Here is a 13,719-nt window from a genome sequence, read left to right as displayed (position 1 = left end):
TCATATATAAATATACCCTATTTTAAAGCAAAAACCTCGCCAGAAAGGGGGTTGAACACTATATGCTGACAAAATGTCCAAACCCTTACTTATATCTCAATTTCAAGAGGATGACCAAAAAAGCCAGCATGCCGGTAACCGCATTGGCCAGGATTACCGGTAAGCTATCGATATAAAGCCCGTAAACAAACCACAACAACAGTCCCAAAAACAATACAAGGTACATGGTGAGGGAAATGTCCCTAGTGGATTTAAATTTCCAAGCCTTATAGGCCTGCGGCACAAAGGCGGCGGTAGTCAAAGTTGCGGCCAACAGTCCCAAGATTTCTATACCGTTCGTCATAGTGTTCAATTTATGTGGTTCTTTGGAATCCCGGTTAATCGGCCAACACATCCACTTTTGACCAAAGGATACTATGCCCAATTAGCAACGATAGCACCGCCCTTGGTTTATCCAACGATGTTTACGATCTTCCCAGGGACCACAATTACCTTTTTGGGCGTTCGTCCCTGCAGTTGCTGCTGTGTCTTTTCGTTCGCCAATACGGCAGCCTCTATTTCTTCTTTCCCCAGGTCTAGGGACAATTCCATGGTAAACCGCATTTTGCCGTTAAAGCTAATCGGATATTCCTTGCTGTTTTCCACCAAATACTTTTCCTCAAACTCGGGGAAAGGCACCTTGGCTATGGAACCGGTATGCCCCAATTTTTCCCACAGCTCTTCCGCAATATGGGGCGCATAGGGAGATACCAGTATCGCCAAAGGTTCCAAAATGGCCTTACTGGCACACTTTTGGGCCGCGAGCTCGTTTACACATATCATAAAGGTGGAGACCGAGGTGTTGAAAGAGAAATTTTCAATATCCTCCGCTACTTTCTTAATCGTCTTGTGAAGCGTCTTTAGATTTTCCTTGGTGGGCTCGGTATCCACAACCCGTGTTCCCGTCTCGTTCACGTACAAACGCCATAACTTTTTTAGGAAGGAATGCACCCCTGTGATACCTGCCGTGTTCCACGGTTTGGACTGTTCCAAAGGTCCTAGGAACATCTCATAGAGGCGCAGGGAATCCGCACCGAAGTCCTCACAAATGGCATCCGGATTAACGACGTTGTACCATCGTTTTGACATCTTTTCAACCTCGCGGCCTACAATATATTTATCGTCCTCCAATATAAATTCGGCCTTCTCATATTGTGGCTGCCATCGTTTTAGTCCTTCTATGTCCAGTTCGTTGGAAGCATTTATCATATCCACATCAATTCTTAGTTCCTCTACCTCATAATCTTCCTTTAAACCTTCGGAAACATAAGAATTGGTTCCGCTGACCCTATAAACTATAGCACTTGTTCCCAAAATCATCCCTTGGTTGATCAATTTTTGGGCAAATTCGTCCTTGGGGACCCAACCCAGGTCGTACATGAATTTTTGCCAAAAACGGGCATACAGCAAATGGCTGGTGGCATGTTCGCTACCGCCGATATAGAGGTCCACATCTTGCCAATACCCAATAGCTTCCTTGGAATAGATTTCCGCTTGGTTATGGGGATCCATATAGCGGTTAAAGTATTGGGAACTTCCTGCCCAGCCCGGCATGGTATTCAATTCCAGCGGAAATATCTGTTTATGGTCTATTTGATCAATGTCCACCACGGTATTCCGCTTGCTGTCCCAAGCCCATACCTTGGCGTTCCCCAGGGGCGGTTCCCCAGTTTCCGTGGGCAGGTATTTTTCCACTTCTGGCAGCTCCAAGGGCAAATGTTCCTCCGGCAACATCTGTGGCATTCCGTCCACATAGTAGACCGGAAAGGGTTCGCCCCAATAGCGCTGTCTACTGAAGACGGCATCGCGCAAGCGGTAATTTACCTTGCCCTGGCCCTGGCCCAATTTTTCCAGTTCTTCAATGGCCTTGCGAACAGCCTCCTTATAGGAAAGTCCGTTCAAGAAATCGGAGTTGCCGATAATCGTATTTTCCTTATCGGCGAAGGCCTCCTCGGAGATATCCACTCCTTCAAAAATGTTGGGTATGGGAATACCAAAGTGCTTCGCAAAATCGTAATCACGCTGATCACCGCAGGGGACAGACATCACGGCCCCAGTACCATAGCCGGCCAAAACATAGTCTCCAATCCAAACGGGAATAGTTTGCTTGGTAAACGGATGTTCCGCGTAGGCACCTGTGAAGGCACCGCTAATGGTCTTTACATCGGCCATACGATCGCGTTCCGAGCGTTTGGCCGTAGCTTCCACATAACGGTCTATGTCTTTTTTTTGTTCGGGCGTAGTTATTTTGGCAACCAATTCGTGCTCGGGGGCCAAGGTCATGAAACTTGCTCCGAAAATCGTATCGGGCCGGGTGGTGAAAACATCAATTTGTTCCTTATGCCCCACAAGGTTGAAGGAAACCGATGCGCCTTCCGAACGTCCTATCCAATTGGTCTGGGAATCCTTCAAGGGTTGGGGCCAATCTATTGTGTCCAGTCCGTCCAACAAGCGCTGGGCGTAGGCGGTAATGCGCATGCTCCATTGCGTCATCTTCTTTCGGATTACCGGATGACCGCCCCGCTCGGAAACACCGTTAACCACTTCATCATTGGCCAACACGGTTCCTAAGGCCGGGCACCAGTTCACTTGTGTTTCGGCCAGATAGGTCAAACGGTATTGCAACAAGATCTCCTGTTGCCGTTTTCCGGAAAAACCGTTCCAGTCCGAGGCGGAAAACTGCGGAACATCATCGTCGCAGGCCGCTTGCACCTTGGTATTGCCCTCCTTTTCAAAGATGGCGATCAGGCTTTGGATCCCCTGAGCGGAATCGGCAACGGTATTGTACCACGAATTAAAGAGTTGTATAAAGACCCATTGCGTCCATTTATAGTATTTGGGGTCGGCGGTACGTACCTCACGGCTCCAATCAAAGGAAAAACCAAGCTTATCCAACTGTTCCCGATATCTTTTTATATTGGCCTCCGTGGTAATGGCAGGATGCTGCCCGGTCTGTATGGCATATTGTTCAGCGGGCAGTCCAAAGGAGTCGTATCCCATGGGATGCATTACATTGAAACCCATATGACGTTTATAGCGCGAATAGATATCGCTGGCTATATATCCCAGGGGATGCCCTACATGCAATCCGGCACCCGAAGGGTACGGAAACATATCCAGCACATAGTATTTTTCTTTTTCGGAGCCGTTTTCTGCTTTAAACGTCTGGTCGGCCGCCCAAAATTTTTGCCATTTGGCCTCAATTTCACTGAAATTGTAGTTCATTACCCGTATTTCGTTTGTATACCGCGCAAAAATAAGTTTAATCCCCGAAAGGGGAAAGTTTCCTGGGGAGACAATCCTATCTATTCTACCGGAAACAAAACTTTGTTAAACAAATCGCAAAAAGGAGTTATTAAATTTACTTTGCTATTTTTACGTATTCTTTGTCCGTTATGAGCAAATCTTTTGAACGCTATCAAAAACGAAAGCTGATATCTTCTTATTTCTCCGTGGCACTTAGTATTGGTCTTGTCCTTTTTTTATTAGGTGTTCTTGGACTTTTGGTGTTGAATACCAAAAAGCTGGCGGACCATTTTAAGGAGCAGATCACCATCACCGTTTTTCTAAAGGACAATGCCAAACCTGTAGAGGTGGATCAGTTGCAGAAAAGCCTTGCCCTGGCCGAGTATACCAGATCGGCCATCTATGTATCCAAGGAAGAGGCGGCTGAACAGCACAGCGAGGATATTGGGGAGAACTACATGGATTACCTGGGATACAATCCCTTAAAAAATTCGATAGACGTAACCCTTAAGGCCGACTTTGTCTCTACCGAACAAATTGAGGAAATTGCCGGGGATCTGACCGCAAAGGCCTATGTGGAGGAAGTGAGCTACTTTAAGCCCCTTATCCCCCTGCTAACCGACAACGTAAAGAAAATAAGCTTTTGGATCCTGGTGGCCAGTGCCGTTTTTACCTTTATCGCGGTCTTGCTGATCAACAGTTCCATCCGCTTGTCCATTTATTCCAAACGCTTTATTATCAAAACGATGCAAATGGTGGGTGCTACTAAAAGGTTTATTAGACGCCCCTTTATCTGGACCAACATAAAACTGGGGATGTTAGGGGCCCTGTTGGCCCTGTTGGCCCTTGGACTGTTATTGTACTTTGTAGACCGGAATTATCCCGAACTCAACCTTTTCCAGGACCTCACGATCCTGGCCCTATTGTTTGTAGGTGTCTTTGTATTTGGTGCCCTCATTTCCCTGATAAGCACGTATTTTGCCACACAGCGTTTTTTAAACCTTAGGACAGACGATTTATATTACTAAATTTGCAGCATGAGCAAGAAGCAAAAAAACAATCCCGCTGCAAAGCCCAAACCTGAATTTATCTTCCAAAAAAGGAACTATCTGTTCATGTTTATTGGTTTGGCCTGTATTGCACTCGGATTTATCCTGATGAGCGGTGGCGGTGGCGATGACCCCAATGTATTTAATGAGGAAATCTACAACTTTAGAAGGATACGTTTGGCACCCACTCTGGTGCTCATTGGCCTAGGTATTGAAATCTATGCCATTTTGTTGAACCCCCACAAGAAGAAAAAGTAATTTGGATACGCTCGATGCCATTCTCCTGGGAATCGTTCAGGGGTTGACCGAATTTTTACCAGTATCCTCTAGCGGGCATTTAGAATTGGGAAAGGCCCTTCTGGGAGACGAATCCATCCCGGAGGATAGTCTTTTGTTTACGGTGGTGGTGCACTTTGCCACCGCCTTGAGTACCCTGGTGGTTTTCAGAAAGGACGTCTGGGAAATTGTTCGTGGCCTTTTCCAATTCAAATGGAACGAGGAATGCCAGTTTTCCCTGAAAATAGTGGTTTCTATGCTTCCTGCAGTGATTATCGGTCTTTTTTTTGAAGCACAACTTGAAGCTTTTTTTGGCGGAAACATCCGCTTTGTAGGTTTTATGCTGCTTATAACGGCCCTGCTGCTCTACTTTGCGGACAAGGCCAAGAACACGACAAAAAAAGTAACTTACCAAAGTGCCTTTATCATAGGCATCTCACAGGCCATTGCGATGTTACCCGGTATCTCCCGAAGTGGGGCCACCATATCCACCTCGGTGCTCATGGGGGTGGACAAGACTAAAGCGGCCCGATTCTCTTTCCTAATGGTCGTTCCATTGATCATAGGAAAAATTGCCAAGGACGTCCTCAGTGGGGAATTGAGTTTTGCCAGTGAACAGACCGCCGCTATGGGGGCAGGGTTCATTGCAGCATTTATAGCGGGCTTGGCTGCCTGTACCTGGATGATCCAACTGGTAAAGAAAAGCAAGCTTACATATTTTGCCGTATATTGTCTCTTGATCGGATTCCTGGCAATTGGGTACAGTTTTTGGGGATAGTATAAAAAATCCTGTATCATAAAACATAAAATTGAAAACTAAGGAGGACTTCTTAAGCGGTGAACTGCTCTGCATAGATAAACCGCTAAATTGGACATCGTTTCAGGCTGTGAATGCCATTAAATGGGCCATTCGCAAAAAGTTCGATTTAAAAAAAATAAAGGTAGGCCATGCAGGCACGCTTGATCCGCTGGCAACGGGACTTTTATTGATCTGCACGGGCAAATTCACCAAAAAGATCAGTGAGCTCCAGGGGCAGACCAAGGAATATACGGGAACCATAACCCTGGGTGCCACGACTCCTTCCTACGATCTGGAGACGGAGATAGACCAGACGTTCCCAACCGCCCATATTGGCCCAGAGGACATTTATGGTGCCACTCGTCAATTTATCGGGGAGATTGAGCAAAAGCCTCCCGTTTTCTCAGCGCTGAAGAAGAATGGGAAACGCCTGTACCAATATGCACGTGAAGGGGAAACTGTGGAAATCGTAACCCGGAAGGTTGTGATATACGAGTTTGAAATCACAAGCATAAACATGCCCCAACTGACCTTTAGGGTAGTTTGTGGCAAGGGAACCTATATCCGGTCGTTGGCACATGATTTTGGGAAGGCCCTACATTCGGGCGCCCATTTGTCCGGTCTCAGAAGAACCAAAATAGGGGATTACAACGTAGATAAGGCACTAGCCCCATTGGATTTTGAAAAAATAATGCTGGCAAAGGGCTCTAGCCCTTGAAAACCTGGGCGTTATGCTTTCATTCATCGAAATATTAAAATATTTTTGGAAAAAAGTGGTTATAGCACTATGAGTTTAAATAGAAGACAGTTATCCTTTTTAATAACTTTCTTTTCCATGTCCCTGATTGTATTGTTGCTTTACAATATCCATTTGGGCGGCCAGGAAAAGGAGGAGTATGTTATTGAAATGGTACTGGCCGATGAGGACTTGGAGGAACTGCTAAAGGAACAGGAAAAATTAATGGAGGAAATTGCCAAGGCAGACCCCGTTAAAAGTCATATGGCCTATAATGAAGCCGCCAAACCCACCCTCGGGGAACCCGAACCCCTCAAGACCTTGGAGGAACTCATGGAAGAAAAAGCAGAGGCCGAAGAGGCAAAGGACTTTCTAAGCTCGGATACAGGTTATGCAGCGAACCTTAAGGAATTGGCCAAAAAGAGAGAGGAAAAAAAGCAGTTGTTGGGAGAACGGGAAGCGCAAAAAGAAGAACGCACCCAAAACCTGGCCAAACGCAAGACCTCGGTTTCCTTTTCCCTGGTAGACAGGCACAATTTTGATCTGCCGCCCCCTATTTATACCTGTATTGAAGGGGGAAGGGTCGTAGTGAACATAAAAGTGGATGCCCTTGGCTATGTGATAGAAGCAGATTTCAATGAAAAAAGCTCCAATACCTCCAACGGTTGTTTAGTGGACAATGCCATTGAATATGCGCTTAAGGCTCGTTTTAATGCCTCCAGTAGACCGTCCCAAATGGGCACCATTACCTATCTATTTCAGGGCAAGTAGCTCCAGAAGGTCCTTTAGAATATCCTGTCCTTTATCACTATTGTACCAAAGTTGAAGGTCTTCTTTAAATTCCGGACTTAATTTACCGTGTTCCTTTTTATACGCTTCTACCATTTTGGTCGCCCCACCCGATCTTGGTCCCCAATCCGCAATCACCTCACCACTTTCTGTGTCCAAGGCGATCAATTTTGGAATGGACAGGGCGCCCTTGGTCTTGAACCTGTGCATTAGCTCCAGGTTTTCATCACGCAGTAAAATCTTGAAATCAATGTTTGGGTTCAGTTCGGCGATCCTATTCATGACCGGCATGGACGGCGCAGCATCACCGCACCAACTTTCCGTAAGGACCAACCAGGTCATCTTTTTTTCGCTTAGGGTTATTTGCGCCTTCTGCTCCTCACTAAGTCTCAAGGTCTTATCCCAACGCTTTAGACGCCTATTGTTCAATTGGGTGTAATTGACCAGGGATGCGGTCTGATCCGGCCCTGTGGTTTTGCCTTCTGAAGCCAGTTGATGTACCATCTCGCGGTACATCCCATACCCTATTGCCTTTGGCAGACTTTCTGAAATTATCTCCGCAGCTGTTCTATCCATTGTAGTTTGACCTGATTTTTCCATAACTTCCGTTTTCATGAGTCTAAAATTACGCCCGCCCGATAAAAGCTAATGCAACTTAGGTAACATTGGTAGGAAATAGGGCCGAAAACTTACAACACCCCCGGGACAGCAAACGGCACGTATGTAGTAATCCATATCATCACTCCTTCAAAGATCGTTTCTTGATCATCCCTCCCCTGGTATCATTGACCCTGTTCATGACCACAAAGGCCTTGGAATCGATCTTGGAGATTTCAATGTTCAGTTTTCGGATTTCCAAACGCGTGATTACCGTATAGATCACATCGTATTCATTATGGTTACCCTTCTTGCCGTAACCGCCCCGTGCCGTATAGATGGTTAGTCCATGCCCTAATTTTTCTATGATCATGGAGTGGATCTCCGCACTTTTATCGGAAATTATAGTTACCCCGATATACTCTTCGATTCCTTCCACCACAAAATCGAGCGTTTTGGAAGCGGCCAAATAGGTAAGCAGGGAATACAGTGCGGTTTCCACGGACAGCAGATAGGCAGCGGCCAAGAAAATAAGAACATTGATTCCGATAATAATATCCCCGATGGTAGTGCCCAGCTTTCTGCTCAGGAAAATGGCAAGGACCTCCGTACCGTCTAGCACACTACCCCCCCTGATGGAAAGCCCGATGCCAGCTCCCAGAAAGAAACCGCCAAAAACCGCTACCAATAGCTTGTCCTGGGTTATCTCTGGAAAACTCACCGTAGCCAATACCAGTGCCAGTCCCAGAATGGCTATAATCGTTTTTATGGCAAATGCGCGGCCAATTACTTTAAAGCCCAATGCAACAAAGGGGATATTGACCAAGACCACGAGCAGATATAATGGAAGGGGAGAGATTTCCGTGATTAGAAGGGAAATTCCCATGGCTCCCCCATCTATAAAACTATTGGGCAATAAAAAGCCGTTCAGGCCAAAAGCGGCCATAAGAATGCCAGATACGATAAAAAACCCATCCTTTAGCATCAATTTAAAATCGATGCCCGAATGTTCCTTGTCTGAGGTACGCTTTTTCATTGGGATATGTTTAGAGGTTTTTAGGGTTCACGGCCAAGCTTCTGAAAAGCATAGCCTTGGTGGTAAAGAACCTGTTCTGCAAAGCATTCTGTTTTAACTCCGAATCTATAAGCTTGCTTTCCCTGGAATTGATAAGGAACAGGGAACTTTCCCCAAAACTGAACTTGCGTTCCTCAGCGTTCAACAGGCGTCGGTAATTATTTACCACCTCCGCAATTAGGCCATTCTGTGTTTCAAAGGACTCCAATTCCCTGTAAATGGCCAATACTTTGTTACGGATTTCGAGCTGTGCATTATCGTACTCAAACCGTGCCTCCTGTAGTTTAAACTTTGCCAGTTTCAAATCGCCCCGCTCCTTCCTTAGAAAAAGGGGAAAGTAAAAATTTATTCCCCCTTTGTACTCCTGTGTCTCAAAGGTACCGATTTGATCCGGGGTCTCTGTCAGGAAATTGTACTCCAAATCTATTCTGGGAAGCAGCTTGTTGGCCTTTAATCTTCGTTCAACATGGAGACCATCAATCTTTAGGTCCAAGGACCTGAGCTTTGGGTGGTTCTGCAAGGTAAAACTGTCCAAAGGTTTTCCCTGAATTTCCAAGGTGGCATCAATGTCGGCCTCTACATAAAGGTCCGGAACCATTGTAGGTTGTATCTCCACTGGCAGGTTGTCTCCCAACCAGAGAAAGTTGGAGAGTTCCAGGGCGCTTTTCATAAGTTTTACCTTGGCCTGCTCCAAGCCCAATGCCCTATTTTGAATTGCAATTTTTGCCTCTACGGTATCGATGGCAGCGATATCCCCGACCAGGGCACTTTGTTTAATGCCTTGGAACCGTATTCGGGCATTGTCCAGAAAATCGCCATAGATCTGGCTTTCCCTGTACGCCTGTAACCAATCAAAATAGGCCAGTGAGGCATTGAACAGAGTCTGGTTGACCAGGACATCCCGATCTGCCTTGGTCTGTTCCCTAAAGAATTTGGCCTTGCGCAGCGTTGCCATACGCTCATTGATCCAAGATCCACGAGCCAGTGAAACCGATATGCCTGCACTGTAGAGTCCGTCGGCGGGAACACTTTCGTCCGGGTTGATGAAATCCCCTTCGTTTTGTTCAAAGTTGGCCTTGAGCTCAATTCCGTACCAGGTAGGTATTTTAAAGGTAGCGTTGAGCCTGTCCCAATAGTCAATACCGGTAAACTTCTTCCTTTCGTAATCTACTTCTATTTTGGGGTCAAAACCACCCCTGGACCTCATGAGTTCTGCCTGCCCTATCCCAATGTTCAGTTGGGCCTGCTTTACAATAGGATGATACTTTTTTACGTAACCGAGGTATTCCTTAAAATTCAGCACCAAGCTGTCGGCTTCCTGAGCATGGTGTAAAAAACTTATGGCGAAAAATGTACAGAACAAATACCATTTTACCCTCATTTCTTTTCAACTTTTGATATCGTATTTTTCCCTTGATAATAGTTGGGTGGAAAGCCATTGAGCTGCCGCCATAGTTCAAACCAAATAGGGACATCTTCCAAGAGGGCTATGGTGTTGGCGCCGGAGCCCACACGTATATCACTGGGCCATGGTTGATCATCTAGGTCCGGGGCCAGCAGTATACGGTATTTTCCATTCTCACTGATAAAGGTTTCTATGGCCACGACCTTGCCCCCGTAGGTACCGTAGGAAATATTGGGCCAACCGCTAAAGATTATGGCCGGCCAGCCATCGAACTGTATGCGGACCTTCTCACCTGTGTGGATCAGGGGGAGATCTATAGGTTTAACGAAAGTCTCTACCGCCATTTCATAATCTGAGGGCATAATGCCTACCAACCGCTCTCCTTCCTTAAAGGTTTCCCCCACCCCGGCACGAAGCGCCCTGTTGATAAACCCATTTTGGGGCGCAAGGATATAGTAGAGATCATTGCGAATTTCGTAGTTGGTAAATTCATTCTCCAATTTGGTAACCTGGGCCTCCGCGTCAAACCGGTTGGATTGGGCCGTATACATATCGCTTTGGGATTTGGATATCTTATCTACATATTCTGCCCGTACCCGATTGATTTCTACCTGGGCATTGATGACCTCGTTCTTGCTGGCCAACAATTTGTTTTCCTGAGAGATTAGTTTGGCCTGTGTCTCTTGCAATTTCAGTCGCTTTTCCTCCACATCGGTCACCGCTTTAAGGCCTTCCTCCTGCAATTGGGAGGTACGGTCGTATTGACGCTGGGCAATGGTAATATTCGTCCTTGCTGCTTCTAGGTCAATGCTGTCGCTCTTTACCTTTAATCTGGCCTGGATGAGTTTGTTTGCCGCTTGTTCCAATTTCAGGGACCGCTCATTTTTCAAAGCGGAAATTTGATTGTTCAAGGCCTTCACTTTTTCCCCATAAGAGTCTACGGACATGGATTTGGCCTTGATCTGCTGTCCGGTACGCGCTACCAGATTCGGATCAAAATATTCGTTCTTTACTTCTGAAATATGCAATATGGTATCGCCCTTTTTTACGAAATCGCCTTCCTGCACAAACCACTTTTCGATCCTGCCCGGAATAGGGGACTGTATGGTCTGTGGCCTTTGATCCGGTTTAAGGGTGGTTAGGAACCCTTCACCGGAAACATTCTGTGTCCAGGGCAGGAACAGAATAACAAGGGAGGCAAGGGCAAATCCGATCAGAAAGCGGTTAAAATGCCGATAATGTCTTACCCGAAAGGCCCTTTGGACCGATTTATATCCAGAGATATCCACTTTTTGATTAAGCCTATTATTTGATATGTTGAGCATAGTATATCAGCTTTCGTTAACAATCTTGCCGTTTTCCATGGTAATTACCCGGTTACATCCTTTCTTCCAATTAGGGTTTTGACTCACCACAATTAGTGCCCACCCGTGAACAGGATCGGTAAGAAAATCCATAATTTGCTCGGTTTCATCTTGGTCAAAATGGTCCAGGGGGTCAACCAAAATCAATAGCTTGGGCCTTCTCACAATGCTTCTGGCCAATACTATTTTTTTAGAGACAGTATACGGAATCTGCTTTCCTTCCGGGTAAAGAACTGTTTTAATGCCCTTTGTTTGTTCCTTTACAAAGTTTAAAAGACCTGTTTTTTCCAAGGCCCAATAGATGTCCTCCTGCGAAACCTTGGGGTCACCAAAAGTGATATTGTCCTCCAAGGTTCCCTCAAAAGGCGATTCGTCGGTTAGGGATTGTCCCAGGTACGACCGATATTCGTTAAGGTTCAATCCTTTCAGGGATACATTATTCACATAAAGACTTCCACGGGTCGGTTCTATGATTCCAGCAATAAGGCGTAAGAGGGTAGACTTCCCAGAACTACCAGGGCCCTCCATTAGAATTTTACAGCTTGGGGTAATGGTAAGGGAAATATCATCCAAAATTTTCTTCGTCCTTTTGGACACCTCGTAGTCCACACGGTCCAACTCCAGGGTAAAGCCTTCTCCCTGCTTAAAGGGTCGCTCTCCTTCTTGGGGCTCCAATTCCTTATCCACCACCTGGCCCAATTTTTCCAGGGAAGTAAGAACATCATAGAAGGATTCCAAACCAAGAATCAGCTTTTCTACCGAAGTGATGACCAAGAGTATAATAAGTTCCGCGGCCACGAACTGGCCGATATTCATTTCCTGATTGAGCACCAAAAGCCCCCCAATCAACAACAAGCCTGCGGTCACCAATACCTTGAACCCGATCATTTGGGCAAATTGGAGGACCAATACCTTAAAATGGCTTTCCCGGGCGGTTAGGTAACGGGAGACCAAGGTATCGTTTTTGTCCAGCGCATGGTTCGTCCTTCCCGATAGTTTGAATCCAACGATTGATCGCGCCACCTCCTGCAACCAATGTGCCACCCGATACTTATTTTTGGATTCGTCCAAACTGGTCTCCAATCCGCGCTGCACTGTAAATTTGAACACTATATAAATGAGCAGCAACAGCAAGATGCCATAAATGATAAAAAAAGGATGGTAAAAGGACAAGAGCATTAAACCAAAAATAATCTGTAGCAGGGCCGCCGGAAAATCGACCAAAATCTTGGCCAGTCCCTTCTGAACGGTAAGGGTATCGAAAAAGCGATTGGCCAGTTCTGGAGGATAATAATTGCGCAGTTCGCTCATCTTTATTTTGGGAAACCGATAGGCAAATTCAAAAGAGGCCCGGGTAAAGATCTTCTGCTGGATATTCTCTATGATTCGTATCTGCATGAGCTGCAGTACCCCTACAAAGCCAACGCCCAAAGTAACCAAGGTAACCAAAACCATCCAAGAGGTGCTTACCTGGGCCCCTTGTATCAGATTTATAATGGCCTGTATCCCCAAGGGAAGGGACAGATTTACCAACCCGGCGAAAATAGCATAGTAAAAGACCTGTAACACGTCCCTTTTGTCTAGGCGCAAAAGGCCTATTAACCGCTGCCATGCGGTCAAAATTGATTTAGCCATCTAGGTTTTGTTTAGGGAGTTGAACACCAAGTTTGTAAAGTACTGTGTTGTCTCAACAGTTTCATTGCAGTCTGTCATGGAGGCAAAATGCTCTGAAAGGAAATTTTGGTGTAAAGCGCCCTCTATGACCGTACTGGCCAAGCTCGAAGGATAGGAATATGTGCCATCAACCTCACGGATCATATCGCGAATTCGGTGGACCAAGCGTTTATAAATGGCGAAATAGCCTTCCTTGTTCTCTTTGTCCACTTCTTTGGTCAAGTACGATTTGGAATATTCATTGATGACAATCTTGTTTAGCAGTACTTCATTGATATGGGAAAATGAGGAGTCCTCCTCAATAGATTTGGTGATGATGGCTATACCCGTTTCCAATTTGGTTCCTGGGTCTGAAATTCCATTGGTGGCAAAAACCAATTGATACTCCAGCCACCCCCAATACCAGGAGGTAAGATATAGCAGCAGTTTGTGCTTATTCTCAAAATAGCGGTATATGGAACTCTCATTGGAGCCAATCCTATCACCCAGCTTTTTAAAGGTAAAGCTCTCAAAACCCATTTCATGAATCATTACAATACCGTTCTCAATGATCCGCTTCCCCAAATCCGAAGATTCAGGGTCCTTTACATAGATATTTTCGTTAATCCCAATCTTGAGGGTTTGAAGTAAATGCTTCATCGTGGTAAATTTTGCTCAAATATAAAAGTAT

At 45.8% G+C, this 13,719-nt stretch carries 13 protein-coding genes; 5 read left to right on the top strand and 8 right to left on the bottom strand.

All coding sequences use genetic code 11. The features are described from left to right. Nucleotides 1-85: 85 nt before the first annotated feature. Both ACRD67_RS17080 and leuS read right to left on the bottom strand, forming a co-directional pair. Nucleotides 86-343 (bottom strand): SemiSWEET family sugar transporter, encoded by a 258-nt coding sequence (locus tag ACRD67_RS17080; RefSeq protein ID WP_430968438.1) that lies wholly within the window; start codon nt 341-343, stop codon nt 86-88. Nucleotides 344-450: 107 nt separating this feature from the next. Then, nucleotides 451-3,264, bottom strand: a complete 2,814-nt coding sequence (gene leuS / locus ACRD67_RS17075) for a leucine--tRNA ligase (protein ID WP_430968437.1) — start codon at nt 3,262-3,264, stop codon at nt 451-453. 170 nt (nt 3,265-3,434) lie between these two features. Between leuS and ACRD67_RS17070 the strand changes: the two genes are divergently transcribed. From ACRD67_RS17070 to ACRD67_RS17050, 5 genes are all read left to right on the top strand, one after another. Further along, complete coding sequence (locus ACRD67_RS17070) at nt 3,435-4,313, top strand: cell division protein FtsX (protein ID WP_430968436.1); 879 nt, start codon at nt 3,435-3,437, stop codon at nt 4,311-4,313. 9 nt (nt 4,314-4,322) lie between these two features. Next, nucleotides 4,323-4,592 (top strand): DUF3098 domain-containing protein, encoded by a 270-nt coding sequence (locus ACRD67_RS17065; protein WP_430968435.1) that lies wholly within the window; start codon nt 4,323-4,325, stop codon nt 4,590-4,592. A gap of 1 nt (nt 4,593) precedes the next feature. After that, complete coding sequence (locus tag ACRD67_RS17060) at nt 4,594-5,388, top strand: undecaprenyl-diphosphate phosphatase (RefSeq protein ID WP_430968434.1); 795 nt, start codon at nt 4,594-4,596, stop codon at nt 5,386-5,388. Nucleotides 5,389-5,419: 31 nt separating this feature from the next. Next, on the top strand, nt 5,420-6,127 hold the full coding sequence (truB, locus tag ACRD67_RS17055) for a tRNA pseudouridine(55) synthase TruB (RefSeq protein WP_430968433.1): 708 nt from the start codon (nt 5,420-5,422) through the stop codon (nt 6,125-6,127). A gap of 117 nt (nt 6,128-6,244) precedes the next feature. Further along, nucleotides 6,245-6,916 (top strand): hypothetical protein, encoded by a 672-nt coding sequence (locus tag ACRD67_RS17050; RefSeq protein WP_430968432.1) that lies wholly within the window; start codon nt 6,245-6,247, stop codon nt 6,914-6,916. Here the strand turns inward: ACRD67_RS17050 and ACRD67_RS17045 are convergent. The 6 genes from ACRD67_RS17045 to ACRD67_RS17020 all read right to left on the bottom strand — a co-directional run bounded on the left by ACRD67_RS17045 (nt 6,899) and on the right by ACRD67_RS17020 (nt 13,688). Further along, on the bottom strand, nt 6,899-7,549 hold the full coding sequence (locus ACRD67_RS17045) for a thioredoxin family protein (RefSeq protein WP_430968431.1): 651 nt from the start codon (nt 7,547-7,549) through the stop codon (nt 6,899-6,901). The genes ACRD67_RS17050 and ACRD67_RS17045 overlap by 18 nt on opposite strands. Nucleotides 7,550-7,673: 124 nt before the next feature. Then, the gene (locus ACRD67_RS17040) at nt 7,674-8,567 is read right to left on the bottom strand and encodes a YitT family protein (RefSeq protein WP_430968430.1); all 894 of its coding nucleotides are present in this window, start codon (nt 8,565-8,567) and stop codon (nt 7,674-7,676) included. 10 nt (nt 8,568-8,577) lie between these two features. Continuing rightward, nucleotides 8,578-9,987: a TolC family protein gene (locus tag ACRD67_RS17035; protein WP_430968429.1), complete on the bottom strand. Its 1,410-nt coding sequence runs from the start codon at nt 9,985-9,987 to the stop codon at nt 8,578-8,580. Beyond that, on the bottom strand, nt 9,984-11,336 hold the full coding sequence (locus tag ACRD67_RS17030) for an HlyD family secretion protein (protein WP_430968428.1): 1,353 nt from the start codon (nt 11,334-11,336) through the stop codon (nt 9,984-9,986). The genes ACRD67_RS17035 and ACRD67_RS17030 overlap by 4 nt, the downstream gene beginning before the upstream one ends. 6 nt (nt 11,337-11,342) lie before the next feature. Beyond that, a complete protein-coding gene (locus tag ACRD67_RS17025) occupies nt 11,343-13,010 on the bottom strand; it encodes a peptidase domain-containing ABC transporter (RefSeq protein WP_430968427.1) in 1,668 nt (555 codons plus the stop codon). After that, nucleotides 13,011-13,688, bottom strand: coding sequence for a TetR/AcrR family transcriptional regulator (locus ACRD67_RS17020; protein WP_430968426.1), 678 nt, complete (start codon nt 13,686-13,688; stop codon nt 13,011-13,013). Between the last annotated feature and the right edge of the window lie 31 nt (nt 13,689-13,719).

Origin of the sequence: Eudoraea algarum (genome assembly GCF_050589645.1) — a bacterium.
Lineage (GTDB): Bacteria > Bacteroidota > Bacteroidia > Flavobacteriales > Flavobacteriaceae > JBNGOQ01.
Note: the sequence above shows the minus strand (reverse complement) of the source record. Positions and strands in the feature narration are given on the sequence as shown.

Excerpts from the sequence above, each read along its gene's own strand:
- ACRD67_RS17045 (WP_430968431.1), bottom strand. The coding sequence starts at position 7,549 with ATGAAAACGGAAGTTATGGAAAAATCAGGTCAAACTACAATGGATAGA.
- ACRD67_RS17020 (WP_430968426.1), bottom strand. The coding sequence starts at position 13,688 with ATGAAGCATTTACTTCAAACCCTCAAGATTGGGATTAACGAAAATATC.
- ACRD67_RS17025 (WP_430968427.1), bottom strand. The coding sequence starts at position 13,010 with ATGGCTAAATCAATTTTGACCGCATGGCAGCGGTTAATAGGCCTTTTG.
- ACRD67_RS17030 (WP_430968428.1), bottom strand. The coding sequence starts at position 11,336 with ATGCTCAACATATCAAATAATAGGCTTAATCAAAAAGTGGATATCTCT.
- ACRD67_RS17070 (WP_430968436.1), top strand. The coding sequence starts at position 3,435 with ATGAGCAAATCTTTTGAACGCTATCAAAAACGAAAGCTGATATCTTCT.
- ACRD67_RS17080 (WP_430968438.1), bottom strand. The coding sequence starts at position 343 with ATGACGAACGGTATAGAAATCTTGGGACTGTTGGCCGCAACTTTGACT.
- leuS (WP_430968437.1), bottom strand. The coding sequence starts at position 3,264 with ATGAACTACAATTTCAGTGAAATTGAGGCCAAATGGCAAAAATTTTGG.
- ACRD67_RS17040 (WP_430968430.1), bottom strand. The coding sequence starts at position 8,567 with ATGAAAAAGCGTACCTCAGACAAGGAACATTCGGGCATCGATTTTAAA.
- ACRD67_RS17065 (WP_430968435.1), top strand. The coding sequence starts at position 4,323 with ATGAGCAAGAAGCAAAAAAACAATCCCGCTGCAAAGCCCAAACCTGAA.
- ACRD67_RS17050 (WP_430968432.1), top strand. The coding sequence starts at position 6,245 with ATGTCCCTGATTGTATTGTTGCTTTACAATATCCATTTGGGCGGCCAG.
- ACRD67_RS17035 (WP_430968429.1), bottom strand. The coding sequence starts at position 9,987 with ATGAGGGTAAAATGGTATTTGTTCTGTACATTTTTCGCCATAAGTTTT.